Origin of the sequence: Sedimenticola selenatireducens (genome assembly GCF_007625115.1) — a bacterium.
Taxonomy (GTDB): Bacteria; Pseudomonadota; Gammaproteobacteria; order Chromatiales; family Chromatiaceae; genus Sedimenticola; species Sedimenticola selenatireducens_A.
In genome coordinates this window covers 1-25,614 of record NZ_VMNH01000012.1, presented here as the reverse complement: position 1 = coordinate 25,614, position 25,614 = coordinate 1, and the positions used below count along the sequence as shown (strand labels likewise).

Genomic DNA, 25,614 nt, shown 5'->3' with positions numbered 1-25,614 from the left:
TCCTTGGATGATTTTCCCTTGATGATAATCTTTCGGGCGTAGTCGCGTTCTGAAAGGATGCCTATCAGTTTCTCATTCTGCATCACCAGTAGTGCACCAATATTCCTGCGATCCATCATCAGCAGTGCCTCATACACCGTATCATCCGGGGTGATAGTCCAGATATGGTTGTCCTTTTGGGCCAAAACATTCTCTACATACATGGCTCCACCTCTCTCTCTGTTTTCAGTCGATCTTACTTCAGTATAGTAAGTAGGTGGCGAGGGGTCTATCTATCCCATTGGGGATAGCATTATCTGGCTGGAGTGGTCATTCTACACTACGAACCCGAGTGGTAGCGATTGCGTGATAATTTCGTGATTTATTTATGCCAGAATCGGAACTGGAATTGATCGTTTATTGGCCTTGAAAGGGAGGTATTTATGACCAATCGACTGCTTGGTTTAATGTTTTTGGTGTTATTCAGTATGACGAGTTGGGCCGGCAAGGATGCGGTATTCAGTACGTCTGATGGTGCAATACGGGGTTATGATCCGGTAGCCTATTTTAGCCAGGGTCGGCCTGTAAAGGGAAAATCGGGTTATAAAGCACGATATCAAAACGCTGATTGGTATTTCTCCTCGGCTGAAAATCGGGCGCTTTTTGAGGCCTCACCGGAACAGTATGCGCCGCAGTATGGTGGTTATTGTGCCTGGGCTGTATCACAGGGCTACACAGCGTCGATAGACCCGGAGGCTTGGACGGTTCATGAGGGTAAGCTCTATTTGAATTACAGTAAGGGTGTACAGAGCGATTGGTTGGAAGATGTGCCGGGCAATATTGCCAAGGCTAATAAAAACTGGCCGTCGCTGCTGAATTGATTTTTCTTAAGGACGTGATGACACTTCGTTACTAATATGTTGCTGGAGGGCTTGCTAGCGGGTGCGGTTTCTTTGCGTGCTATCTGCTGGGGGCTTATAACAAATTGATAATCCTGCAGAATATTGATAATGAAGCAGTTTTGGCTAATCGTTTGGCTGATGCTCGGCAGTTTGCTCCCGCCCTTGGGGCATGCGCTTCCTCCTATGCAGTTGTTTGTTGATATCACACCGCCAGGAGGTGTCCTGACGCTGCCGGCCGGAACCTATGCGGGCCCCGTGGTGATCAACAGGCCGATTACTATTGAGGGTAAGGATGAGGTCACGCTGGATGGCGAGGGTGTAGGGACTGTCCTAACCATTAAGTCGGATAATGTGATTGTGCGTGGCCTACACATCATAAATTCAGGGGATTCCCATGATAAGGTGGACGCTGGGTTGCTGTTGGCGGCCGATCATGCGTTAGTGGAAAATCTTCAGATTGATAACGTGTTGTTTGGCATTCATCTTCAGCAGGCCAATGAAAATATTATTCGCAATAATTCAATCACCTCCAGAGGTGAGCAATCCAGTCTGCGGGGTGAAGGGATAAGGCTCTGGTACAGTAAGGGCAATCTAATGGAAGGAAATCAGATCGCTCATGTACGGGATGTCCTGTTCACCAACTCGTCGGACAATCGCTTTGTTGGGAATACCATCGAACAGAGCCGCATCGGAATGGAGTTTATTTTTTCACCGGGTAATACGGTGGAGAATAATACGCTGATCCGCAATATCAGTGGCATCGTCGTGCTCTACTCCAACGAGGTAGTCATTCGTAATAACAAGCTATTGAATATGCCGGATGCCACCAGCTCCGCACTGGCGGTAAAAGGGAGTTCTCAAGTACGGATAGAGGGTAACGAGATTGTTCGTTGTGCCGTTGGCCTGACCGCAAATACCCCCACTCATCCTGAAAATGCGCTTTACCTGAATAATAATCGCTTTGCCTACAATGATGTGGCTATGTATTTCTATGGTGAAAAAGGGGGGCATATCGTTCACGGAAACCGCTTTATCAGTAACATTATTCCGGTTGCGGTAAGTGCTGCTTCCAGTGCATTGGACAATGACTGGCGCGGGAATTATTGGGATGACTATGAAGGTTTTGACCGCGATCAGGATGGTGTGGGCGATACGCCACACAGTATCTATCTCTACTCAGATCGGCTCTGGATGGATCGTCCCATGGTACGTTTTTTTCGCGGCTCTCCGGTGTTGGAGGTGGTTGACTTCATCGAGCGTTTGGCGCCGTTCTCTCCCCCTGATCTGATCCTCTCTGATCCAACGCCAAGAATCCACTGATACGGTTTAGGTTTATATCTTCTCCAACTCATGTCAGCATGGGTAAGGCTTCTCCCTGTTTATTCAACATCTGTTTATGATGTGTAAAGTGAGTGGGCTACAAATGCATTATGGGTGAAAATAGCGTATGAATGATTCTGAGAATGAGACACTTGCTGCGGTAAAAGAGGCCTATCTCGCGCTGATTGCATCTCAGCAGACGCTCATGCTGTCGACTGTGAATGCCATGCAGCAGGCGGAAATCAGTTATGCCCCTTATGTTCAGGATAGCCAGGGCACCTTCTGCATCTTTGTCAGTCAGCTTGCCAGTCACACCGGTAATCTTCAGCGCACTGGTAATGGTTCTGTGATGTTTATTCGTGAAGAATCGAAAAGCCGAAATCTGTTTGCCAGAGAGCGGTTGATCTATCAGTGCCAGACTAAAGAGATTCTTCGCACTGATCCCGCTTACGATGAATTACTCAACCAGATGCAAGGTCGGTTTGGCGAGACAGTAGCCTTATTACGGTCCCTGGCTGATTTTCATTTGATAGCATTAGTCCCCACTTCGGGTCGCTATGTCGCCGGCTTTGGTAAGGCCTACGATCTGTCGCTGCCAGATGGCATGCCCGTTCCCGTTATGCGAGGGGGCTAAACAGCCTGGTTTATGTCCACCTTTCGATTCCAGCAGTTCAGGGTACAACAGGACGAGTCAGCCATGAAGGTCTGCACTGACGCCACACTGTTTGGTGCTATGGCACCGATAAAGGGTGGTGAGCGTGTGCTGGATATTGGCGCAGGTACCGGTCTTCTTTCTCTTATGGTGTTACAGTTGGGTGCGGCTGAAGCCACGGCCGTGGAATTAACAGAAGAGGCCTGTCGGGATGCGCGGAATAACTTTGCGGCGAGCCCTTGGGCCGATAGGATGACACTGGTGCATCAATCTATTCAGGCATTTGCCGAGTCCTGTGGACATCGTTTTGACCTGATTATGAGTAATCCGCCTTTTTTTGATCAGCACAGCAAGAACCCCGAAGCACTGCGTCAGATCGCCCGACATACCGATCAGTTGCCCCATGGTGAACTGATCCAGATTGTTTCACAGCTCTTGACTGATCAGGGACAGTTCTATCTGTTGATTCCTGTTGCTGTTATTCCACGTATTGTGGCAGCGGCAGAACAGCATGGTCTCGCACTGTCTCAGCGTGTCGATTATGCGGGCTATTCATATAGTCAGGCTAAGGTGGCGGCACTGACTTTTAAACGTATTCCGGAAAGGCTCGTGCATCGTAGGCTGGATATCTATAATGCACCACGTATCTATACTGAGGAGAGCACCCGGTATCTGAGGCCTTTTTTGCTGCGTTTTTCTGAAGTTGCACAACCATAAAAAGCGTTGAGGAGTGATTGATGACCGATCTTGATGAAGCGTTGCGCGATGATGTGCGTATGTTGGGTGATAGTCTTGGTCAGACTATCGAGCATCAATTGGGTTCCGCCTTTCTGAAAAAGATCGAGCGTATTCGCCATCTGGCCAAGACGGGGCGGGAGGATGGCGAGTCGAATCACGAAGCCCTGTTGGAAGAGCTCTCCGATCTCAGCGAAGAGGAGATGTTGCCAGTTGCTCGTGCCTTTACCCAGTTTCTGAATCTGGCCAATATTGCGGAAGAATTTCACCGTGTACGCATGCATCAGGATGTCTGTGAACTTGATGCGGAAGACTCCATTGTTCAACAGTTCAAGCGATTGAAATCTGGTGGACTGTCACAGCAGGAGATTCTGGATGCGATCAAGCGCATGGATGTGGACCTGGTACTTACGGCCCATCCGACAGAGGTTAATCGTCGAACGCTGATAAAAAAATACAATGCTATTACCGACTGTTTGCGTCAGTTGGAGTTGGGTGAATACCGTCAGCGCAGACTCCACGAGCTGGTGAGTCAGATATGGCACACCAATGAGATCCGCCAGCTACGCCCGACGCCTATCGACGAGGCTAAATGGGGATTTGCGGTGATTGAAGGTTCCCTTTGGCAGGCGGTTCCAAACTATCTGCGCCATTTGGATGAACAGATGCAGACCCTGTTAGGTCAACCGCTACCGCTGGACTGCTCACCGATGCGCTTCTCTTCCTGGATGGGTGGTGATCGCGATGGCAATCCTTACGTGACCTCAAAGGTGACACGTGAGGTATTGATGCTCGCACGTTGGATGGCGGCCGATCTGTATGACCGGGATCTTAAGGCCGTTCGCACAGAGTTGTCGATGCACCAATGCAGTGATGAATTGCGGGCGCAGGTCGGCGATGTGGCAGAGCCCTATCGCCATCTACTGGCCAATTTACGGCTCCGGTTAGAAAATACAAAAGAGCAGATTCGCCAGCGGCTCGCAGGGCAGGGCAGTGACTCGAGTGCGCTGTTGACGCTGGATGAGTTGCTGAATCCGTTATTGCTTTGCCACCGCTCATTGATTGAGAGTGGTATGCAGATTATTGCCAACGGTTTGTTGGAAGATGTGATTCGTCGTATTGCCTGTTTTGGTGTGACTTTGGTCAAACTGGATATACGACAGAATTCCGATCGGCATGGTGCGGTGTTTGATGCGCTAACAGAATATTATGAACTGGGCTCTTATCTGGCCTGGGATGAACCGACAAAGCAACATTTTCTGTTGCAGGAGTTACAAAGCAAAAGGCCGCTCATACCCACCCGCTGGGAGCCGGATGAAGAGGTACAGGAGGTACTGGATACCTGTCGGGTCATAGCGGAGAGCGATCCTGCTTCTCTGGGTTCCTATGTGATCTCGATGGCGAGTCAGCCTTCGGATGTGCTTTCGGTGATCCTACTTCTCAGGGAGATGGGGGTTAATCACAACATGCGTGTTGTGCCTTTGTTTGAGACCCTGTCGGATCTACAGAATGCCCATCACTGTATGGATGATCTGCTCTCCATCGACTGGTATAGAGACTATACCCAGGGTCACCAGGAGGTGATGATCGGTTACTCGGATTCTTCCAAGGATGCCGGTCAGCTTGCTGCGGTGTGGGGGCAGTACCAAACACAGGAGGCGTTGACCAAGACCTGTCAGGCGAAGGGTGTGCATCTGACGCTTTTTCATGGCAGGGGAGGTACGGTGGGTCGAGGTGGCGGGCCTACCCATCGTGCCATTCTCGCGCAACCGCCGGGATCTGTTAATCACACGATTCGAGTTACTGAGCAGGGCGAGGTGATCCGTTTTAAGTTTGGTATTCCTGAGATTGCCGAGCGTAACCTGGAGCGCTATACCGGTGCGGTACTGGCCGCCACACTCTGCCCATCACCTGCGCCTAATAGTAAGTGGCGCGAGACGATGACATCACTGGCTGAGACCGGTTTTAGTGAATATAGGGCAGTGGTAAAAGGTGATGAACGCTTCGTACCGTTTTTCCGGGCCTCAACACCAGAACATGAGTTAGGCAAGCTACCCCTTGGGTCTCGTCCGGCCAAACGGCGAGCGGATGGCGGTGTGGAGAGTCTGCGTGCTATCCCCTGGGTTTTCGCCTGGACTCAGATTCGGCTAATGTTACCCGCCTGGTTGGGTTCCGACAGTGCCTTGCAGAAAGCGATCGATAGCGGCCAGTTGGAAGAACTGCACGAGATGTATGCCCAATGGCCTTTCTTTACCAGCTATATCGATATGCTGGAGATGGTACTGTCCAAGAGTGATTCGGTGATTGCGGAGTACTATGCCTCCAGGCTGGTGCCTGCAGATCTACAGCCCCTTGGAAAATTGTTGCGCAAGCGGCTACAAGGGACTATCAGCAAGGTGTTACAGATCAAGCAGACAAAAAAATTGTTGGCCGATTTCCCTCTGATTCGCCGGTCAATCAATGTGCGTAATCCCTATATTGATCCGCTCCATTTCTTGCAGGCTGAACTGCTCTATCGTGATCGGAACTGCCCGAACGAACGGCTTGAACAGGCACTGATGGTGACTATGGCGGGGATCTCTGCGGGTATGCAAAATACGGGATGAACGTGGTATGGCACTGACTTAAGCAGATTTGTATCCAATGTAGGGTGGTTTAGGCGCGTTGTGTTGTTGCGCAACGCCTGGTGGGTAACGCAAAAAACGCTAACCCACCCTACATTTGAGCTTAAGTCAGTGACATTCGACGCCGCCCCTTCAAAATAGGATCAGTTGGATTTCTTAACGAACTTGGTCAGGATGACAATCTGCTGGCCATTAACACGGCCTTCAATATGTTCTGGATTGTCCTGAACGAGAGAGATGCCTCGAACGGCCGTTCCTCGTTTGGCGGTGAAGTTTGCACCTTTGACATTAAGGTCCTTGATTAATGTGACCGTGTCTCCCGCCTCAAGTACGGCACCATTGCTATCAACATGTTGTGTGGTCTCACTGTCACCAAGCCCTTCGCCGGTGGCTTCTGCCCAGCGCTGGGTTTCCTCATCCAGATACAGCATGTCGAGTAAATCCTGAGGCCAGCCCTCTGCCCGGAGACGATTGAGCATACGCCAGGCCATGACTTGAACGGCGGGGATTTGGCTCCACATACTGTCATTCAGGCAGCGCCAATGATTTGGCTCAACCTGGTCGGGTTGATCTATCTGCGTGCGGCAGGTATCGCACAGCAAAATTGTCTGGTCGAGGCTGCCATCTGAGTCAGGGGGTATTTCGTAGGATTGGAGGTCGTTTGTGGAACCGCAGAGTTCACATTTTGATCCACTGCGTGAGATTAAGGCCCGTTCTATGCTCATTGTTTTTACTGCCCAAAAAATAAAAAAGTGTTGCCTGATTAAGCAGGCAACACCATACATTTCATTTCATGACGGGTAAAGTACAACAGCAGGCATTAATATCGGCTTTAACGAGCGTGAAAGGTAATAACTAAAAGAATTTTTTAGCTAAACCCATCAGATCACCCGCATCACCCGCCATATCAAGCAAACTACCACCGCTGCTACTGTTATCAATCAGTTGTGGCAAGGTGTCAGACAAGGTATTTGCGGCTTCACCTTGGCTGATACCCAGTTGATCTGCGAAGTGGCCGATTTTGTCACTGCCCAGTGCGGACATTAGCTGATTAGGAGATAGGGCCTGGTTCTCTCCATCACCCAGCCAGGAGCTGGCGAGACCCATCAAGTCACTGTTTTGTGTGAACTGACTGATCAGGGCAGCAAGGTCAACCTTTCCATCTGTTCCGCCGAGTAGTCCCATCAAGGCGGCACTGATGTCGCTACTATTACCATTACTGCCGAGTTTTTTCATAATGAGTTCAGTGCCAAGCTTGAGTAAGTCCATGTTGGAGCCTCTGTGTCGAGTGATGATTTGTGAAGGTGATTAGGATGCGAGCTAAAGCTCGACTATATACATTTGGAGCAGGTGAGCTGAATGGTTGTTGGGACAGGCCGTGCTGCTTGCCTGTCCCCATTGAGGGACGATCAGTAGTTAATGGCGCGCGGAAGTTCTTTCGCCTGTGCAACCCATTTTTCAACCTCTTTAGCGGAAGGGACGCGACGAACAACATTGCCTCGGGCTTCAGCGACTTCTGTAATCTTGGTATGCAGATTGGCTGCATTCCGCTGGGCCAGTTCAGGTACGGTGTCGACACCTGCTAGTTCAAGAAGATCAGCGTACTCTTCGCCTATACCTTTAACGCGAGCCAGATCAGCGCGATTAATCCAGCCAAGGATCAGCTTGGCGCTGATACCGGTCTTGTCGGCTAATTCCTTCCGGCCTTTTGGCGTGCCGCCCGCTTCCAAGAGTTTCTCTTGGGTAGCGATACCGGCCTCTTGCAGCTTGCCACTATAAGTCTCGCCGATTCCTTCAATCTGAGTAAGTTTGGCCATTTTATTATCTCCGTGTGTTAATTATGTGATTATTCTGTGACAGGTAGTTCAGAGGTGCAGTGTCCACAACGTGTCGCCTTGATGGGGACGTTTGAAAGGCAAAACGGACACTCTTTAGTGGTGGGTGTTTCTTCAACCGCTTCCTCTTCTCTTTTGAGTCTGTTCACCATCTTGATCACCATGAAGATAGCAAACGAAACAATTAAGAAGCTGACTACTGTATTGATAAACTGCCCATAATTTAAGGTTACTGCGCCCGCATCAGCCGCCGAAGCAATTGACAGATAAGGGCCAGGATTGGTGCCATCCTTGAGAACGAAGAACAGGTTGGAGAAATCCACATTACCGAGCAGTAAGCCAATAGGCGGCATAATGACATCGGAAACCAACGATTTCACAATGGTTCCAAAGGCGGCACCGATTACAATACCAACAGCCATGTCTATTACGTTGCCCTTAATGGCAAATTCCTTGAATTCCTTTAACATTTGCATCCCCCCAGAAAACACATTTAGATAGCTAATCTCGTTTATTCTTCGAGAACATCTTCACTATAGAGCGTTAGAAAAAAATATGGAATGGGATGGCACCCAGGGATGTGCATATGTTGCAATCGTTTACAATTTCAGTGATATGAAGGGCAGAGCGTTATCTGCCCTATTTTAGATCAAAAGGATTTATCTAAAACTAAAACACTGAAAAAAGAAGGGAATAGCGGCTTGCCATTGATGGAAAAGATCGTAGGTGTCGTTCCTAAGACTGTTTTTTACCTGCTTTCAGGCGTCCTTAGGCGTGGATTCTGTGAGCTGAGAAAAATAAAGCTATTGAGGCTATGTAAGTTTGCTCTCAATGGCATGTTCAAGTTTTTCCAGGTCTCTACTGAACAGCCTAATACCTTCAGCCAATTTTTCAGTAGCCATGGCATCTTCATTCAATAACCAGCGGAAGGTTGACTCGTTGATCTCCAGTCGTTTGATATCCATTGTGCGAGCACTGTCTATCGATAGTTTCTGAGGCAATGCTGTCTGCTGCTCCATCAACCCTTTTAACAGATCAGGGCTAATGGTCAGTCGGTCACATCCTGCGAGCTCTTCTATTTCGCCGAGGTTCCGAAAACTGGCACCCATCACAATCGTTGGGTAGTCGAACTTCTTGAAGTAGTTGTAGATCGATTTGACTGAGAGAACGCCTGGATCTTCATTGGCAGGATAACTGTCACGACCGCTCTGTTTTTTGTGCCAGTCAAGAATGCGGCCAACAAAGGGTGAGATCAGGGTGATACCGGCCTCGGCGCAGGCAACCGCCTGGATAAAGCTGAACAGCAGTGTCAGGTTACAGTGAATGCCTTCACGCTCAAGAATTTCACCCGCTTTAATGCCTTCCCATGTGGAGGCGATCTTGATCAGTATACGCTCGCGGGCGATACCTTCATGTTCATAAAGTGCAATGAGACGACGGGCCCTTTCTACCGTTGCTTCGGTATCGAAGGAGAGGCGGGCATCTACTTCAGTAGAGACCTTGCCTGGAATCAGTTTCAACAGCTCGCAACCAAAACTGACCGAGAGTTTATCAATGGTGTTGTCCAACAGGTGGTCGGGATCATGTTGTGCTTGCGCCCAGGCTATTGCCTGGTCAGTCAGGATGGCGTATTGGGGTTGCTGGGAAGCCTTTAGAATCAGGGAGGGGTTGGTGGTGGCATCTTCCGGTGCATACTGCTTGACCCGCTCAAACTCTCCAGTATCAGCGACCACGACGGTCATTAGTTTCAGCTGATCCAACTTATTAAGGGTGGTGGTTTGGTCCATAGTATTGTCTCGCCTTGCATCCTGTCTGATGGTGTATCAAATGGTGGGTGAATTATGTCAGGTCAAATAATCTAGAGGTAGCTCTGTTTTCGAGATGATTTGCCGCATCACAAAACTGGACTGCACGCCCGATACGCCCGCAATGCGGGTAATTTTACCCAGTAGCAACTCCTGGTAGGCATCCATGTCGGGTACCACTACTTTAACCAGGTAGTCAGCAGTCTGGCCGGTTATGAGACTGCATTCGATCACCTCGGGATATTGCGCCACCTTCTCTTCAAAATTTTCAAACCGGTCGGGCGTGTGCCGATCCATGCTGATCTGGATGAGTGCAATGAGTTTGAGATTCAGTTTGGATGGATTAAGGAGCGTGACATGCCGACTAATGATGCCAGCCTCTTCAAGTTGTTTTACCCGTCGGGAGCAGGGGGTGGGTGAGAGTCCAACCCGCTCAGCCAATTCCAGATTGCTGATACGCCCGTCGCGTTGCATCTCAGTTAAAATTCGTCGATCAGTACGGTCGAGTTTCATTTCTCATGCTTCATGGTCTATATCACGTTAAAAATAACTCAAAGTAGAGAAAAACACTACAAATATTAAACAAATGTTATATATACGCTAAAAATAGCTTGGTTGAGCGTGATCTTTGCATCCACTCACTCAGGGAAATTTTCTATACTTTATCCACTGTACAAGCTTGATCCAGACGATCTTTCAGGTGTGACCTCATGAGGGTCATTTAGCCCGACTGGCTTCACAAGAGCCTCAAAGGCAGTGTAACCGGAAGCGTGCTCACTCAGGGTTAAGCGGGTTGGTAACAGGGAAATCCTGATTTGAGGTGGGCTGATCGGCCCACCTCATCCCTCATGTTCTATTTCCATCATTGATTAGGGTGTTGTCCCTACCGTCTTCTATCGTCGTATAATCGCCCCATGAAAAATTATTCAGGCCATTGTGGCGATTGTTTCAGGAGCGAGATCAGATGCAGAATAAAGTTGCCGTTGTAACCGGTGGGGCGAGTGGTATTGGCTTGGCTGTTGCCAAAAAGTTGAATTCATTAGGTTGCAAGGTGGTCATCGCTGATTTTAACCTGGAGGCAGGCGGTGTCGCGGCTGAAGGGATCGGGGCGACATTTATACAGGCTGATCTCTCCGATGCAGACCAGTGTCGCTCCCTGATTGAGCAGACCACTCAATTACATGGTGGTGTGGACATTCTGGTGAATAACGCCGGATTTCAGCATATCTCGCCTATCGAAGAATTCCCCATCGAACAGTGGAATAAACTGCTGGGCGTTATGTTAACGGCGCCCTTCCTCTTGATGCGTTACTCCTGGCCCATGATGAAGCAGAAGGGCTGGGGCCGTGTGATTAATATCGCATCTGTGCATGCCATGGTGGCATCACCCTTTAAAGCGGGCTATATCTCGGCGAAACATGGCGTCATAGGGCTGACCAAAACTGCCGCCCTGGAAGGGGGGGAGTTTGGTATTACGGTGAATGCCATTTGTCCGGCCTATGTCCGTACACCGCTGGTGGAGAACCAAATAGCCGACCAGGCCCGGACACGGGGTATCAAGGAAGAGGAGGTTGTTACCGATGTGATGTTGAAGAATGCGGCAATAAAGAAACTGATTGAGCCGGAAGAAGTGGCCAACCTGGTGGCATTCCTGGCGAGTGATCAGGCATCGTCGATTACGGGATCCTCATTAACCATTGATTCTGGCTGGACGGCACAATAGCGATTAATCTGAATACTGTAGGGTAGGTTGATATTTTGCAAAGAAAGCCGATTCTGGATGGACTATTGTATTAAGTAAGGGGTTACACCGGAATTCAACAGCCCAAGGAGTAGGTCATGAAGATTATTCCACTTAATTACACTGTGATGGTTTGTAGTGTCAGTGCATTGATAGTTTTCTCATCACTCACTGTTGCCGAGAGCTATAAATGTGAAGAGGATGGCGTCGTCGTCTATTCAGATACCCGTTGTGGACCAGTCGCTGAAAAGGGTGGAGAAGTACAAAATAGCTATGCAGGCGGTATTCGCCCAGGAGAGCAGCAGATGCTTGATGAAGCCCTCAAACAGGCGCCTGCTGCCGGTCCGGCTGGAGGCAGTGAATCGGATAGCTATGGCGAGCGTATTCGACAGCAGAATGAAGCAAGAAAGGAACGGGGTGATGAACGGCGAATTGAACGAGATTCCAGCAGTCCCTGGCGTTGATTTGAGAAGGTGCACGGTTGCAAGAGGATAACGAAAGTGTTGATAGCTGGCCGATAGATCCGCTTATTGAAGCGCGCCATTACTATTGGGAAGCGGGTCTGATGGTGTTTACTGAAAAGTATCACCGCAGTCGTGGGTATTGTTGCGGCTCGGGTTGTCGCCATTGCCCCTATGACCATGTAAAAGTGAAACAGCCCTGATGCGGGTTGTTTCACTGATACCCTCCATTACTGAGACGTTGATCGAGTGCTCCGCCGATTTGGTGGGGCGCTCGCGGTTCTGTATACATCCTCATACTGAAGTTCAGACAATCCCCGCTGTTGCGGGTACCAAGCAAGCGGATTGGGATAAGATGGAATATCTGAAACCTGAACTTGTGATTCTGGATAAAGAAGAGAATACGCGAGAGATGGCAGAAAGTTGTCCCTATCCCTACATTGCCTTACATATAACCGGCGTTGAAGATGTGGCCCCTGAGCTTAGACGTTTGGCCGCATTAATTGAGAACAGTGCGCTACAGTCTGTTGCAGATCGCTGGGAACAGGTTGCCGGTTTGCCAGTACAGGCGCACGGTTTAGCCACACTTCCCGGCATGATTGATTGGTGGCAATTACCCACTACACAAACACAGGCCGAATATCTCATCTGGCGTGATCCCTGGATGGCCATTGGTGAAAATACCTTTATCCACTCCATGCTCTGTCGTATGGGTATGGGGGCGCGGCTGATTCAGCATAAGGAAAAATATCCAGAGATTCAGTTATCTGATCTCAATCCTGATAAGGTTGCCTTGCTGTTCTCCAGTGAGCCTTTCCCCTTTGATCGTTACCGTGATGAATTGCTTGAGTTGGGTTATAGCTGTGGATTGATTGATGGTGAGAGTTATTCTTGGTACGGGACTCGCAGCCTGCGTTTTCTGGAAACCCATAACTAATAGAAGCTTGTGAAAACATGACCACTGAAGACCACCCCTTCATGAACTATCGTGCGCTATTCATTGGTGCGATTATCCTCGCTGTACTTTCCTTGGTAATGATGGCACTTGCCGTGTTATTCGAAATAGACAAGGCTACGGCACCTCAGTTACTGACCCTATCAGCGCTCTGGATTGCCCCTGGTATCTACACCGCGCTACAAGCACGAGATGGCAGACTACTGCATGGCATGGTGATGGGTGTGCTCGGTGCTCTGCTGGTTGCCTTACTGATTAATCAGGCGCGCTCAATTTTTCCCACCTCGGGCATTCTTCAGCAATTAGCGGGTGATAAAGTCGTCGTAGTGATTATCCTCGGAGGACTTTGGGGCGCCATTGGTGGAATCTTTGCGGAGATTGTTCATTTGCGGCGGGTCAAAAAAGCGAACAAACAAAGAAAATGATTTGGTAGGTTGGGGTGAGCAGAGCGAAGCCCAACAGATCAATAGAAGAATAGGGATTACTCACTACAAGGAGTGTAGGAAATGCATTATCGACGATCAGTTATCCCCGGTGGTACCTACTTTTTCACGGTTAATCTATTTGATCGAAAGCAGACATTGCTGCTTGATCATATCGCTCTGTTAAGAGACGCGGTGAGTCAGGTGAAAGCCCGACACTCCTTCAGTATCGATGGCATGGTGATACTGCCAGATCATCTGCACGCCATCTGGACCTTGCCTGATGGTGATCGCGATTATTCGAAGCGTTGGATGCTAATCAAGGCCAGTTTTAGCCGCGGCATTATGAAAGGTGAGCAAATAAGCATGAGCCGAAAAGCAAAAGGTGAGCGGGGTATCTGGCAGCGGCGTTATTGGGAGCACCTAATCCGTGATGATGAGGATTTTCAACGACATGTTGATTACATTCATTATAATCCGGTAAAACACGGCTGGGTAAAACGGGCGTCCGATTGGCCTTACTCAAGTATTCATCGGTATATCAAAAAGGGCGTGCTTGATCCGAATTGGGGTGTGAGTGATGTCACAGGTGGTGTGGGATTTGGCGAATGATAGTGAAGTGTTGGGCTTCGCGTTGCTCACCCCAACCTACCTGCTGCTCACTTGATATTGATGTAGGTTGGGGTGAACGCAGCGAAGCCCAACAAACCACTCATCTAACGCATCTAATTTATCCGGTTTTATCCCCGAGCGACTCAAGCTATAGTGACGTGAACGTTAACTGGGATAATTCATGACTTCACCATCCTATCCACCACTGCGCCTTGCCTGGATGATCTGGGGACTAGGTGCCGCATTGTATCTAATTGGCTTCTATCAGCGCGTTGCACCTGGGGTAATGACCTCCGAGTTGATGACTGATTTTCAACTCAATGCGGCGGGGCTGGGAAATCTATCGGCTTTCTATTTCTATAGCTATGTGGCGATGCAGGTGCCTACGGGACTCTTGGCCGATCATTGGGGGCCTCGACGGCTACTCTCCCTGGGTGCAACGGTGGCCGGTATGGGTGCACTGCTGTTTGCGATGGCGCCTGATACGCTTTGGGCAAACCTTGGTCGTCTGCTGATAGGGGGTTCTGTAGCGGTTGCCTTTGTTGGGACGTTAAAACTGGCGGGACATTGGTTGCCACCGAAACAGTATTCATTTGCCTCAGGTATTGCGCTGTTTTGCGGGGTGGTAGGTGCGGTCTTTGCTGGCGTGCCTTTACGGTTGCTGGTAGATGCCTTTGGCTGGCGGCCTGTCATGCTCTCCTCTGCGGTGGTGACCTTTATCGTTGCCTTTGGGATTTGGTTGTTGGTGCGGGATGATCCCACTGAAAAAGGTTATGCCTCCCATGCCATTGCCCATAACGAATCTTCGTCCAGTCACATCGGTGCGCTGGCAGGAATACGCGCCGTGCTGGGTTATCGTAATACCTGGTTACTCTTCTTTGTGCCGGGGGCCGGTGTGGGGAGTGTCCTGACTTTTGCGGGTTTATGGGGCGTGCCTTTCCTTACAACTCACTACGGAATGGAAAAGACCACGGCGGCGGCTATCTGTTCGGCTTTGCTGGTCTCATGGGCAGTCGGCGGTCCAGCATTTGGTTGGCTCTCAGATCATCTGGGGCATCGTAAGCCGCTCTATTTGTTAGGTTGCGTTATCCAGCTAGTGACTTGGTCAATCGTTATTCTCGTGCCAGCGTTACCTGTTTGGTTATTGGTACTGTTGCTGATTAGCGCCGGTTTCTTCTCCGGCAACATGATTATTGGATTTGCCTTTGCCCGTGAATCAGCACCGATTCGTCTTGCCGGTACGGCAGCTGGTTTGGTCAACATGGGGGTTATGATAGGGCCCATGTTGTTGCAGCCTGCGGTAGGTTGGCTTCTGGATCACTATTGGACGGGTGAGATGAATAATGGTGTGCGTCTCTATACACTGGAGGCGTATGAGAATGGCTTTACCCTGATGATGGGTTGGCTAGTGGTTGCGTTGATTCTGATGTTTTTTACCCGTGAGACACACTGCAAACAAATTGCTTGATGGATGAGAGAAGAAGGGTGTGGGAATGGCAGGAATGATTAAGGGTTTTCATCATGGCAGTCTGGTGGTTGCAGATACCGTAACGGCAGTGGCCTTTTATCGGGATGTGCTTGGTCTGGTGATTGATTCCTCTCGCCCAGATCTGGGCTATCCTGGTGCGTGGTTGAATGTCGGTGAACAGCAGATCCACCTATTGGAAGTGCCTAATCCTGATCCCGCTGAAGGCCGGCCTGCACACGGAGGATTAGATCGCCATCTGGCTTTTTATTTGGATGATCTTGATCAGTTGATTGCGGCCTTGGATAGGGCCGGTGTGGGCTATACGTTAAGTCGCTCCGGAAGAAGGGCTTTGTTCTGTCGTGATCCCGATCAGAATGCGCTGGAGTTTATTGAGCAGGTTGGTCGCTGATGGTAGAGTTGTTAACCCTCTGCTTGATTCAATAGCTCAAACAGGGGGGATGCCGAGTCGTAGGCCTGTGTTTCCAGTCGGCGATATTCAGCGATCAGCGTCAGCGCAAAAGGTGTCAGTGTTGCGCCACCACCACCTTTGCCCCCCACGGTGGTTTCTACCAGGGGTTGGCCCAATGCTTCCTGTACGGTCTCAATAAGCTGCCAGGCACGTCGAAACGTCATGCCACAGGCCTTTCCTGCACCCGAGATACTGCCCGCATCATGCACTGATTCGAGGAGTGCAATCTTTCCTGGACCAATGACGCTATCGTTGAATCGAATTTGCAGCCGAAGTTTTGCTTTCATTTTGTTGCCAGCTCATAACACTATTTTTATCAGTTATTGCAGGCTCCTATCCTAATGCAGCCGGTGATGGGTCACAACCGCTGATCTAAAGTCATCCCCGTATTGATTTATGGGCAGGGGATTGCCGTCGATACTCCCACACGAACCAACATAAGGCGACAGCCTGAAGTAGCAGTACAAAGCCGAAAGATGCTTGATACGCGATTTCCAGATAATGACCAGGTGACGCTTGGGGCCAGAGGTTGATAATGGCGCCAATGGTGTATTGCAAGACAAAAATAGCTATAAATACCAAAAGGTTCATGGCTGTGTTAACCCGTCCGGCCAAGTGTCTGGGGTAGTGCTGTGATAGCACGGCATACTGCACAATACCGGTAGTTCCGAAAAAACCGAAAGCTATCCAGATTACAGAGAGCTGTTGGTCTGATGGTCCCAGAATAATCAGGAGTTGAATAATCTGAAAAATCATCATGCCAGTGACGGAGAGTAGGATTGAGGGCACGCCGACCCGCGCAAGTCGTTCCGCCAATGTACCCATTACCAGAAAGCCAGCTACCATGGCGGTCGCGGCTAGAAGCAGGGTGTCTGCCATCTCTGGTCGGTTAAGTCCTCCTATATCCTGTAACCAAGGCCCCGCCCAGAGGCTTTGAATGGAGATAAAAGAGGCTTGTGAGAGCATGGTTAACGGGGCAATCATCCAGAAAAACCGATCGGTAAAGATAGCCTTAAGGTCTTTAATTTGTGTCTTTAATGTCTCCTTTTTCTGCTTCTCAGTATGATCAGGCACTAATAGAAAGATAGTGATCGATGAGACGACCATCAATCCCGCTAATATCATGAAGACACCACGCCAGTCAGTTATTGATAATGCTGCCTGAACAGGCGCGGTTGCGGTAATGGCCCCGACACCACCGGAGGCGAGAATAACGCCATTTACCATTGGGAGTTTCTCCGGTTTGAACCAGAGCGTGAAGGTCTTGAAGGCGGCCATCAGGCAGGCAGATACACCCAGTCCGATCAGCCCTCGACCGATGATCAGGTCCCAGGCGCTGTCACCCAGTGCAAACAGCAGCGCGCCAGCGGCTGCCACCAGCAAGAGTCCGGCTTCGATCTTGCGAGGACTGTAGCGGTCGAGCAAGATACCCAGAGGAAGTTGCGCTGCGGCAAAGGTAAAGAAATAAGATGCTGTGAGCAAACCCAGCGCATCCGGTTCTAATCCAAGTTCAGTAATCAGGTCCGGCGCTAATACGGCATTAACCACCCGCGCCAGGTAGGAGAGGTAGTAACCCAGCGCAAAGGGAAACAAGATGCAGAGAAAGAGATGGCGGCGTGTCAGGCTGGGATCCAAGCGTTCATTACTCATAAATTAGTAAAGAAACCTCGACTATGCCACTCCGGGACAGGGAAAAACAAGCTGAGTAACAATGCGGGAATAGGTTGCTGATGATACCGTTATTAAAACGGGTTGGTAGAATGGCTTAAGAATGGGTTAACGTATAGCCAAAGCTCACTGATAATTATGCGAATAGTATATATGCTGGATTTCAATGAAATGGTCATCTTTGTGAAGGTGGTGGAGGCGAAGAACTTCACGGCAGCGGCCACATTGCTTGGAATGCCAAAATCCACAGTCAGTCGAAAAATCAGTCAACTTGAGACGCGATTGGGCGCTCGATTATTACAGCGTACAACACGCAGTGTTCACCCCACAGAGCTAGGTGCACTCTATTATGAGCGTTGTGCACGTCTGGTGGCCGAGGCTGAAGAGGCTGAACTCGCTATCAGTCAATGCCAGGAGTTACCTCGAGGATTGCTGCGCGTCACCATGCCGGTAGATATCGGCATCTCGATAATGCCGGCCATTGCCGGAAGCTTTCTGGAACAGTATCCGGAGATACAGTTGGAGATAGACGTCTCGGATCGCTATGTGGATCTGGTAGGAGAGGGGTTCGATATGGCGATACGGGCGGGTGTGCTGGAAGATTCCACGCTGGTAGCTCATCGACTTTTTACCGGTCGGATGCTGATCTGTGGTACGCCGGCCTATTTCGAAAAGCAGGGTGTGCCACGAAGACCGGAAGAGTTGGCCAATCATGACTGCATTGTTTTTGCCTCCCGCCGTACACGTGACACTGTGAAATTTAAGGGACCCCGGGGCGAGGTGACGGTTGAGCTCAAGGGGCGACTTACCATCAACAACCTTAATGCAATACGGGGTGCCTGTTTGATGGGCGACTCTATTTCAATGTTGCCGGAATTGCACTGTCAGGATCTTATTGCGCAAGGAAAACTGGTTTCTGTACTGGATGAGTGGCAGTTAAGGGAGGGGGGTATCAATGCCGTCTACCCGTCGCCTCGCCACTTGACCCCGAAGGTACGAGCGCTTATCGCCTTTTTGGATAAGCAATTTGGCAATCTGCCTCACTGATACGGAAAATCGGTACCACACTTCAAACTCATACCGCTTAATTGTTCCATTTATGGAACATAGTTATCTAATAATGCCATCTAATCTGTTGTTTGGGATAATGATAGGCTGTTCTCCAAGTTAAAGATTGATTTACGGAGAGCATGTCATGAGTACAAAAACACTACTGCATATCGATTCCAGCGCCCGGTTAGAGGGCTCTGATTCACGACGCCTTAGCCAGCAATTTGTACAGCAATGGGTCGATAATCACCCTGACTATAAAGTGGTCGAACGAGACCTCGCAAGCAAGCCCCTCCCTCATCTGGATGAGCGCATGCTGGCTACGATGATGAGCCCCTCTGATCAACATTCGTCTGAAATGTCCGTTATTGCTGATCGAATCAACCTACTGGTTGGAGAGTTCCTTGCGGCGGACGCCATTGTGCTGGGTGTCCCCATGTACAACCTGGGTATCCCCTCAACGCTAAAGGCCTATATTGATCACATCGTGATGGCCGGTAAGACATTTACCTATACCGATACAGGTGCTGTCGGTCTGGTTGAGGATAAACCGGTCTATATCTTAACCGCTCGTGGTGGCATACATGCCGGTGCGGCATCGGATCAACAGGCACCTTATTTAGAAACTCTTTTCAATTTTATTGGTATTAAAAATGTGAACTTTATCCATTCTGAAGGGCTCAATATGGGGGATGCAATGCGCTCACAAGGCATTCAGAGTGCCCAGCAAGAGATTGAGCGGTTGGTTGCATGAATCAGTGTGCGGTAAAGGTTTATGATAGGGATGATCCGAATGAATCTGCGTAACAGCCATCAGCAATACGGAATAGTCAGCATCGTTATTCACTGGGTAATGACGTTGCTGATTATTGGGTTGTTTGTCCTCGGCCTCTATATGACGGGTCTGGATTATTACCACCCCTGGTACAAAACTGCGCCTGATATCCATCGCAGTCTCGGTATCATCATGCTGTTGCTCTTGGTATTTCGGCTGGTGTGGCGAATGGTTAATCCAAAACCTGCACCTGTTGATAATGATCCAGAGATTCTGCACAAGGTAGCAGAATGGGTGCATGGTCTACTGTATCTCTTACTGTTTGCCATAGCCCTGAGCGGTTACCTGATCTCGACAGCTGATGGTCGCGGCATTGATGTCTTCAACTGGTTCACCGTGCCTGCGCTCGTCCCCGGCTTTGAAAACATGGAAGATCGGGCAGGAGAGATTCACTTTATTCTGGCTACTACCCTGATCGCCCTTGCCGGTTTGCATGGGCTAGCGGCGCTAAAACATCACTTTATTGATCGAGATATTACGCTGGTGCGTATGCTCGGTTCTTCCCGGTCCATGGACCAATAACACAACACAGTATTAATTATTGCCAAGGAGATAACATGAAAATGCGCTTCATTGTTCCACTGATTGCTGCTGCCGGTATTGCGCTATCAGCCCCGGTTTCTGCAGAAGATTACGTGATTGATACCAAAGGGGCACACGCCTTTGTTCAGTTTAAGATTTCCCATTTGGGATACAGTTGGGTACTCGGGCGTTTTAACGACTTCAGCGGTGGCTTCAGCTACGATGAAGCGAACCCGGCCGCCTCCAAGGTCTCGGTGACCATTAATCCGGCCAGTGTGGATACCAACCATGCTGAACGTGACAAGCATCTGCGTAGCAAAGACTTTCTGAAAGTTGATGAGTTTTCACAGATCACTTTTACCAGCACCGGTTATGAAGTTATGGGCGACAACAAGGCCGTGCTGAAGGGTGATCTTACCCTGCATGGCGTGACCAAACCGATAGCGATTGATGTGACCCACATCGGTGCGGGTAAAGATCCCTGGGGTGGTTATCGGCGTGGTTTTGAGGGGACAACCAAACTGACTTTGAAAGACTTTGCGATTCCCATGGACTTGGGACCTGCTTCAAGTGAAGTGGAAGTATTTCTCTCAGTTGAGGGGATTCGTAAATAATACCCTCTGGGTGGAATGGTACTTACTTAAGCAGATTCGTATCCAATGTAGGGTGGGTTAGGCGCGTTGTTTGAGCCGTAACCCACCAACGGTGCCGTCAGGCACTCCTTAAATAAACGCCTTGTTTGCTGGGTAACGCTTGGTGGGCTACGCAAAAAACACTAACCCACCCTACATTTGCGCTTAAGTTAAGTGCCATTCTCCTCTGGGTGCTATTTGCCCACCCAAAACCCCCTGTTAGAAATCAATTAACCCAGTCAGAAACGACTGGGTTAATTATTTGTATACTACACTTTAATATTCCAAAGACTCCTCGCTAAAGTATTCAAACAAGACGGCCGACACAGTTTTAATCCCTGATTTACTAGAGAATTAATCGATTTAACAACCTGAATCGGCACGCATTGACCACAATCCTCATTATCGAGCCCTCTGCCACGCTAAGGTATGGCATCAAAAGAGCGATAAACCTGCCAGGCATTGAACTGCAGGAAGAGGATGACTGTCGCCAGGCCATCGTCCGGCTCTCCTGTCTACCGCAACATACCGCACCCCCTTCCGTAATTATCTTGGGCTGGCCAACACTGGCGAAGCCTGAGTTCATGGCGTTGTCAAAACTACTGTGTGAGGCGCCGTGCAATAAGTTGCCGTTGCTGTTGCTGGTTCAGGATATGGCACTGATCGATGCCAACTGTCTGTTTGAGCGGGATTACTTCATCGTTCAAAAGTGGCGGGATATGAAGGAGATCGAAGAGAATCTTCAGCGTCTACTGACCTCCAGTGCTGAGCGAGGTGTCATTGCAGAGACCACAGAAGACGATGCGATCAGAATCCTCTTAGTGGATGATTCGAAAACCATTCGTACTCAGTTTGGTAATTTGCTAAAGCGAGAGGGCTTTAGCGTTGAATTGGCTGCCTCACCTGCCGAAGCCTTTGAGAAAGCAAAGGCACAGCGTTTTGATATTGGCATTATTGATTACTATATGCCGGAACAAAATGGCGCTGAATTGTGCCAACGCATAAAGCAAGATCCCCGCTGTAGTCCAATGGATCTGGCCGTTTTAACCGGCAGCTACGATGACGATCTGGTCTCCTCTGTACTCGCCTCAGGTGCCATTGAGTGCATGTTCAAGAACGAGTCGAGTCAACTCTTTCTGGCACGGGTCAAGGCGCTGGTGCAGATTTGTCAGCAGAAGAAAATCATCCGCGAAGAGAAAGAGCAGCTAAACAATATTCTTGAATCTGTGGGCGAGGGCGTCTATGGGGTGAACCGGGAAGGGATTGTTACCTTCATCAACCCTGCCGCATTGAGCATTCTGGGTTATGAGTTGGAGAGCGATCTTCTAGGAAAGTCGGCCCACGCGGTTTTTCATTATGCCGATCAATCAGGCAAGCCGGTTGATTCAGATTTCTGTTTTATTCATCAAGCCTATCAATTGGGAGATGAGTTGTTGCAATGGGAAGCCGTATTCTGGAGTGCCAGGGGGAGTGCAGTGCCGGTTGAATGCAGTGTACGCCCGAGGATGATCGAGGGACGATCAATCGGCTCTGTCATTGCATTCCGCGATATCTCAGAGCGTCTGCTGTTTGAAGAGGAGCTGAAGTGGCAGGTCAACCATGATCATCTGACCAAGCTTCTGAATCGCCAATACCTGGAACAGGCCCTTGAGCAGGAGACCCGCCGTCTTTTCCGCACGGGTGAAACATCAGCATTGCTGTTTATTGATCTGGATCGCTTTAAAAATGTAAATGATTTGGCCGGTCATGCGGCCGGTGATCTGCTGCTCATTGAAGTGAGTAACAAACTCAAGGAGCGGGTCAGGCAGAGTGACATTATAGCGCGTATCGCCGGGGATGAATTCGTTGTAATTCTTTCCAATGTGAAACTGGAACAAGCGCTGTTATTGGCCGAGAAAATCCGGGGGATCCTTGATGAAACGATTTTTCATTACGGTGACATGGCTTTTGATATAACGGGAAGCGTTGGGTTGACCATGATGGATGCCTGCAGTTTTTCTGTTGACCGGGTACTGGCCAATGCAGATGCCGCTTGCCATATTGCCAAACAGCAAGGCAGAAACAAGATCCATGTGTTTGATGAAGAGAAAGATGTTTCAGCCTTTGATGAAAAAGAACGAGGCTGGATTGATCGGCTGGGCGAAGCGTTGGAGAAGGCTCAATTTTCACTCTCCTATCACCCCATCTATGCAACAAGCACTGTTCAGTCTCTGTTGGATAGCAATGCTACCGATAACAGTGCATCCTGTCATCCTCAGGGCTTCCCTGATTTCTATGAAGTACAGGTTCAGCTACCGGATGCGAATGGGCATTTGCTCTCTTCGGCTGCTTTTATTCCCGCAGCAGAACGCTTTGATCTCATCACAAAAATTGATCTGCATGTGATTGAACGGGTCATGCGTCTGCTAGATGATCAGGATGAGATGCAGACGCCTTTGCGCTTTGCCGTTACTCTTTCTGAACAGACACTGGCACGGCCAGATTTTATTGAGACCGTGGAAGGGTGGTTGTCGAGCATCTCACAGACACCTGACAGCTTGTTGATTACGCTGCGAGATGATCAGAGTGGCTCCAATGCCAAATCCCTGCAGAAGACGTTAGAGCAGCTTCATGCAAAGGGGTTTGGCGTTATACTGGATGAGCAAACACGGGGACACAGTGCGTTTGCACATCTGCGTCAGTATCAAGCGGCTTACATCACCATCAACGAGACTTTAATTGATGGGCTTCTGACAGATCCCATTGATCAGGCCGTGGTACGCGCTATTGTTGATGTTTCACATGCCCAGAATAGAAAGACCATCGCGCGCAATGTCCATTCGCTTAATACCTGCCGTCTGCTCACGCAACTCAATATCGATTACCTCCAAAGTGATCTTCTCGGTGAGTGGGTCAGTGAGGATGAGTTAGAGCGGCTAATAGGCGTCCTGCAACCTCCTATGCAGGCGTAGTTTTCACGACTTTAAAACCATGGCAATAACCCGGTTGAATTGTGCAGATCGACCCTCATTTATACTTCATAGTAGTGATCAATTTAGGGTTTATCCATGCAACTGCGACAACTGTTTGATAAAGATTCCTCCACTTATAGTTATCTTCTCTGGGACCTGGTGACGCATGAGGCGGTCATGATTGACCCCGTACAGGAGCAGAGTGCGCGGGATATCAAACTCATTGAAGAGCTTGGCCTGACGTTGCTCTACTCTTTAGAGACGCATATCCATGCCGACCATATCACAGGTGGAGGCTTGCTCAGAGAACGCTTTGGCTGTCAGGTGGGTGTTCATGAAAATGCCCTGGCCACCTGTGCCGATAGGGCGCTTAAGGAGGGTGATCAACTGCGGTTTGGTGAATCATCTTTGACCGTATTGCATACACCCGGCCATACCAATACCGATATCAGTTATCTTGCAGAGGATTGTCTGTTTACCGGTGATACCTTGCTGATCAGGGGGAGTGGCCGCACCGATTTTCAATCAGGTGATGCGGGTATGGCCTATGACTCCATTACACAAAAGCTGTTTGTAATGCCCGATGATCTGATTGTCTATCCCGCGCACGACTACAGTGGCCAGACCGCAACGACCATTGGTGAAGAGAAAAAGTACAATCCAAGATTGGCGGGCAATCAGACCCGGGAAGGTTATGTGAAGTTGATGAATGGGCTGGTGTTAGATAAGCCGGCGAAGATTGATCTGGCTGTCCCTGGGAATCAGCGTTGCGGTATTAATGCAACAGAGGGCCTGATCAATCAGGCGGGTGAGATACAGTCCTGAGAATGTACGGTTGTACTACCGGGCAGGGAGTTTAGCCACCCGGTCCAGATGATCTTGCCAATATTGCTCCTGATTGACACCGAGTTCATACAAGAATCGCCAATCGTAAAGTCCCGAATTATGTCCGTCGCTGAAATAGAGCTTGAGGGCATAATTACCGATCGGTTTCATCTGTTCCAGTACCACATCCTGTTTATCCAATACCAGAATACGCTCTTTACCGAATCGCGCTCTCACCTCCTTTGAGGGTGAGAAGGTGCGCAGGTATTCCCACGACAAGTTGAAACGCTTGCCGTTATCGAAAACCAACTCCAGCGTATGCGCTTGTTGGTGCAGGATAATATCAGTAGGTTTTGGATTTTTTTCCATGCAAGATAAGATATGGCTATTCTAGAGAATTACAAGAGTAGTTTTATACAACGTCACGATCAAGGAGTGAGAGGATGAATGAGCGAGTGCCCAGTCGAGAAGAAGCCTATCAGCTGCTTAAAACCTATACCAAGACCGAGAGCCTGAGGAAACATGGCCTGGCTGTTGAAGGGGTAATGCGTTATTTCGCCCAGCAGCGCGGCGGTGATGTCGAGCAGTGGGGTATCGTTGGATTAGTACATGATCTGGACTACGAGCAGTTTCCAGAGCAGCACTGTATCAAAACGGAACAGATACTGCGGGAGCAACAGTGGCCAGAGAGTTATATCCGTGCCGTGGTCAGTCACGGCTGGGGCATCTGCACGGACGTAGAGCCGCTGTCAGAGATGGAGCAGGTGCTTTATGCAACCGATGAACTTACCGGGCTTGTCACCACCAGCGCGTTGGTACGGCCTTCTAAAAGTGTCATGGATCTGGAAGCCAAATCTGTCCTGAAAAAATGGAAAGATAAAAGCTTTGCCGCCAAAGTAGATCGCAGCATCATTGATCGTGGTGCCGAGATGTTGGGAATGGAGCGGCGTGATCTGATTACTCAGACCATCCTGGGTATGCGGGAAGTGGCCGATGAGATCGGACTCAGGGGTGAATGGCACTTACTTAAGTAGAATCGCGTCCAATGTAGGGTGGGTTAGGCGCGTTGTTTGCGCCGTAACCCACCAGCCGTGCCGTCAGGCACACCTTAAACAAACGACTTGTGTTGCTGCGCAACGCTTGGTGGGTTA

Annotated in this window: 30 protein-coding genes; 20 read left to right on the top strand and 10 right to left on the bottom strand. The window is 49.5% G+C overall.

Annotation, left to right across the window (positions count from 1 at the left end; translation table 11 throughout):
* Nucleotides 1-203, bottom strand: a 203-nt coding sequence (locus tag FHP88_RS11025) for a CBS domain-containing protein (RefSeq protein WP_144359137.1), incomplete at its 3' end; no start/stop codon positions are given.
* Nucleotides 204-422: 219 nt separating this feature from the next.
* On the opposite strand from FHP88_RS11025, the gene FHP88_RS11020 reads away from it, so the two are divergent.
* The 5 genes from FHP88_RS11020 (at nt 423) to ppc (ending at nt 6,194) form a co-directional block, all read left to right on the top strand.
* Nucleotides 423-860 (top strand): YHS domain-containing (seleno)protein, encoded by a 438-nt coding sequence (locus FHP88_RS11020; RefSeq protein WP_144359136.1) that lies wholly within the window; start codon nt 423-425, stop codon nt 858-860.
* A 129-nt stretch (nt 861-989) separates the two neighbouring features.
* Nucleotides 990-2,201: a nitrous oxide reductase family maturation protein NosD gene (gene nosD, locus FHP88_RS11015; protein WP_144359135.1), complete on the top strand. Its 1,212-nt coding sequence runs from the start codon at nt 990-992 to the stop codon at nt 2,199-2,201.
* Between the two features lie 127 nt (nt 2,202-2,328).
* Entirely contained in the window at nt 2,329-2,835 is a 507-nt protein-coding gene (locus tag FHP88_RS11010; RefSeq protein ID WP_144359134.1) for a HugZ family protein, read from the top strand.
* 12 nt (nt 2,836-2,847) lie between these two features.
* Entirely contained in the window at nt 2,848-3,570 is a 723-nt protein-coding gene (locus tag FHP88_RS11005) for a tRNA1(Val) (adenine(37)-N6)-methyltransferase (RefSeq protein ID WP_144359133.1), read from the top strand.
* Between the two features lie 20 nt (nt 3,571-3,590).
* Entirely contained in the window at nt 3,591-6,194 is a 2,604-nt protein-coding gene (gene ppc / locus FHP88_RS11000; protein ID WP_144359132.1) for a phosphoenolpyruvate carboxylase, read from the top strand.
* A 161-nt stretch (nt 6,195-6,355) separates the two neighbouring features.
* Here ppc and FHP88_RS10995 read toward each other — a convergent pair whose 3' ends face one another.
* The 6 genes from FHP88_RS10995 to FHP88_RS10970 form a co-directional block, all read right to left on the bottom strand.
* Nucleotides 6,356-6,937: a PhnA domain-containing protein gene (locus FHP88_RS10995; protein ID WP_144359131.1), complete on the bottom strand. Its 582-nt coding sequence runs from the start codon at nt 6,935-6,937 to the stop codon at nt 6,356-6,358.
* A 130-nt stretch (nt 6,938-7,067) separates the two neighbouring features.
* Entirely contained in the window at nt 7,068-7,481 is a 414-nt protein-coding gene (locus tag FHP88_RS10990) for a YidB family protein (protein WP_144359130.1), read from the bottom strand.
* A 140-nt stretch (nt 7,482-7,621) separates the two neighbouring features.
* Entirely contained in the window at nt 7,622-8,029 is a 408-nt protein-coding gene (locus FHP88_RS10985) for a DUF4332 domain-containing protein (RefSeq protein WP_144359129.1), read from the bottom strand.
* Nucleotides 8,030-8,058: 29 nt separating this feature from the next.
* Nucleotides 8,059-8,523: a large-conductance mechanosensitive channel protein MscL gene (gene mscL / locus FHP88_RS10980; RefSeq protein ID WP_420493000.1), complete on the bottom strand. Its 465-nt coding sequence runs from the start codon at nt 8,521-8,523 to the stop codon at nt 8,059-8,061.
* A 336-nt stretch (nt 8,524-8,859) separates the two neighbouring features.
* Nucleotides 8,860-9,834, bottom strand: a complete 975-nt coding sequence (tal, locus tag FHP88_RS10975) for a transaldolase (protein ID WP_144359127.1) — start codon at nt 9,832-9,834, stop codon at nt 8,860-8,862.
* Between the two features lie 57 nt (nt 9,835-9,891).
* Nucleotides 9,892-10,365 (bottom strand): Lrp/AsnC family transcriptional regulator, encoded by a 474-nt coding sequence (locus FHP88_RS10970; RefSeq protein ID WP_144359126.1) that lies wholly within the window; start codon nt 10,363-10,365, stop codon nt 9,892-9,894.
* Nucleotides 10,366-10,816: 451 nt separating this feature from the next.
* Between FHP88_RS10970 and FHP88_RS10965 the strand changes: the two genes are divergently transcribed.
* From FHP88_RS10965 to FHP88_RS10930, 8 genes are all read left to right on the top strand, one after another.
* Nucleotides 10,817-11,575, top strand: a complete 759-nt coding sequence (locus tag FHP88_RS10965) for a 3-hydroxybutyrate dehydrogenase (RefSeq protein WP_144359125.1) — start codon at nt 10,817-10,819, stop codon at nt 11,573-11,575.
* A 116-nt stretch (nt 11,576-11,691) separates the two neighbouring features.
* On the top strand, nt 11,692-12,057 hold the full coding sequence (locus FHP88_RS10960; RefSeq protein WP_144359124.1) for a DUF4124 domain-containing protein: 366 nt from the start codon (nt 11,692-11,694) through the stop codon (nt 12,055-12,057).
* A gap of 17 nt (nt 12,058-12,074) precedes the next feature.
* Nucleotides 12,075-12,257, top strand: a complete 183-nt coding sequence (locus tag FHP88_RS19545; RefSeq protein ID WP_144359123.1) for a DUF5522 domain-containing protein — start codon at nt 12,075-12,077, stop codon at nt 12,255-12,257.
* Nucleotides 12,257-12,991, top strand: coding sequence for a helical backbone metal receptor (locus tag FHP88_RS10950; RefSeq protein WP_144359122.1), 735 nt, complete (start codon nt 12,257-12,259; stop codon nt 12,989-12,991). The genes FHP88_RS19545 and FHP88_RS10950 overlap by 1 nt, the downstream gene beginning before the upstream one ends.
* A 17-nt stretch (nt 12,992-13,008) precedes the next feature.
* Complete coding sequence (locus tag FHP88_RS10945; RefSeq protein WP_144359121.1) at nt 13,009-13,434, top strand: glyoxalase; 426 nt, start codon at nt 13,009-13,011, stop codon at nt 13,432-13,434.
* 81 nt (nt 13,435-13,515) lie between these two features.
* Nucleotides 13,516-14,043 (top strand): REP-associated tyrosine transposase, encoded by a 528-nt coding sequence (locus FHP88_RS10940; protein ID WP_144359120.1) that lies wholly within the window; start codon nt 13,516-13,518, stop codon nt 14,041-14,043.
* Between the two features lie 181 nt (nt 14,044-14,224).
* Nucleotides 14,225-15,511: an MFS transporter gene (locus FHP88_RS10935; protein WP_144359119.1), complete on the top strand. Its 1,287-nt coding sequence runs from the start codon at nt 14,225-14,227 to the stop codon at nt 15,509-15,511.
* Nucleotides 15,512-15,536: 25 nt separating this feature from the next.
* The gene (locus FHP88_RS10930; RefSeq protein ID WP_144359118.1) at nt 15,537-15,920 is read left to right on the top strand and encodes a VOC family protein; all 384 of its coding nucleotides are present in this window, start codon (nt 15,537-15,539) and stop codon (nt 15,918-15,920) included.
* A gap of 11 nt (nt 15,921-15,931) precedes the next feature.
* Here FHP88_RS10930 and FHP88_RS10925 read toward each other — a convergent pair whose 3' ends face one another.
* Nucleotides 15,932-16,267, bottom strand: coding sequence for a winged helix-turn-helix domain-containing protein (locus FHP88_RS10925; RefSeq protein ID WP_144359117.1), 336 nt, complete (start codon nt 16,265-16,267; stop codon nt 15,932-15,934).
* 91 nt (nt 16,268-16,358) lie between these two features.
* On the bottom strand, nt 16,359-17,630 hold the full coding sequence (locus tag FHP88_RS10920; RefSeq protein WP_144359116.1) for an MFS transporter: 1,272 nt from the start codon (nt 17,628-17,630) through the stop codon (nt 16,359-16,361).
* Between the two features lie 156 nt (nt 17,631-17,786).
* Here FHP88_RS10920 and FHP88_RS10915 point away from each other — a divergent pair, with 156 nt between their 5' ends.
* The 6 genes from FHP88_RS10915 to FHP88_RS10890 all read left to right on the top strand — a co-directional run bounded on the left by FHP88_RS10915 (nt 17,787) and on the right by FHP88_RS10890 (nt 24,463).
* On the top strand, nt 17,787-18,695 hold the full coding sequence (locus tag FHP88_RS10915) for a LysR family transcriptional regulator (RefSeq protein WP_144359115.1): 909 nt from the start codon (nt 17,787-17,789) through the stop codon (nt 18,693-18,695).
* Between the two features lie 148 nt (nt 18,696-18,843).
* Nucleotides 18,844-19,452, top strand: a complete 609-nt coding sequence (locus FHP88_RS10910) for an FMN-dependent NADH-azoreductase (protein WP_144359114.1) — start codon at nt 18,844-18,846, stop codon at nt 19,450-19,452.
* A 39-nt stretch (nt 19,453-19,491) separates the two neighbouring features.
* On the top strand, nt 19,492-20,055 hold the full coding sequence (locus FHP88_RS10905; protein ID WP_144359113.1) for a cytochrome b: 564 nt from the start codon (nt 19,492-19,494) through the stop codon (nt 20,053-20,055).
* A 35-nt stretch (nt 20,056-20,090) separates the two neighbouring features.
* Nucleotides 20,091-20,669 (top strand): YceI family protein, encoded by a 579-nt coding sequence (locus FHP88_RS10900; RefSeq protein WP_144359112.1) that lies wholly within the window; start codon nt 20,091-20,093, stop codon nt 20,667-20,669.
* A 404-nt stretch (nt 20,670-21,073) separates the two neighbouring features.
* Complete coding sequence (locus tag FHP88_RS10895) at nt 21,074-23,638, top strand: GGDEF domain-containing response regulator (protein ID WP_144359111.1); 2,565 nt, start codon at nt 21,074-21,076, stop codon at nt 23,636-23,638.
* A gap of 96 nt (nt 23,639-23,734) precedes the next feature.
* Nucleotides 23,735-24,463, top strand: coding sequence for an MBL fold metallo-hydrolase (locus tag FHP88_RS10890; protein WP_144359110.1), 729 nt, complete (start codon nt 23,735-23,737; stop codon nt 24,461-24,463).
* Between the two features lie 15 nt (nt 24,464-24,478).
* On the opposite strand, the gene FHP88_RS10885 is transcribed toward FHP88_RS10890, so the two are convergent.
* On the bottom strand, nt 24,479-24,832 hold the full coding sequence (locus tag FHP88_RS10885) for a gamma-butyrobetaine hydroxylase-like domain-containing protein (protein WP_144359109.1): 354 nt from the start codon (nt 24,830-24,832) through the stop codon (nt 24,479-24,481).
* A gap of 74 nt (nt 24,833-24,906) precedes the next feature.
* Here FHP88_RS10885 and FHP88_RS10880 point away from each other — a divergent pair, with 74 nt between their 5' ends.
* The gene (locus FHP88_RS10880) at nt 24,907-25,497 is read left to right on the top strand and encodes a hydrolase (RefSeq protein ID WP_144359108.1); all 591 of its coding nucleotides are present in this window, start codon (nt 24,907-24,909) and stop codon (nt 25,495-25,497) included.
* Nucleotides 25,498-25,614: the final 117 nt, after the last annotated feature.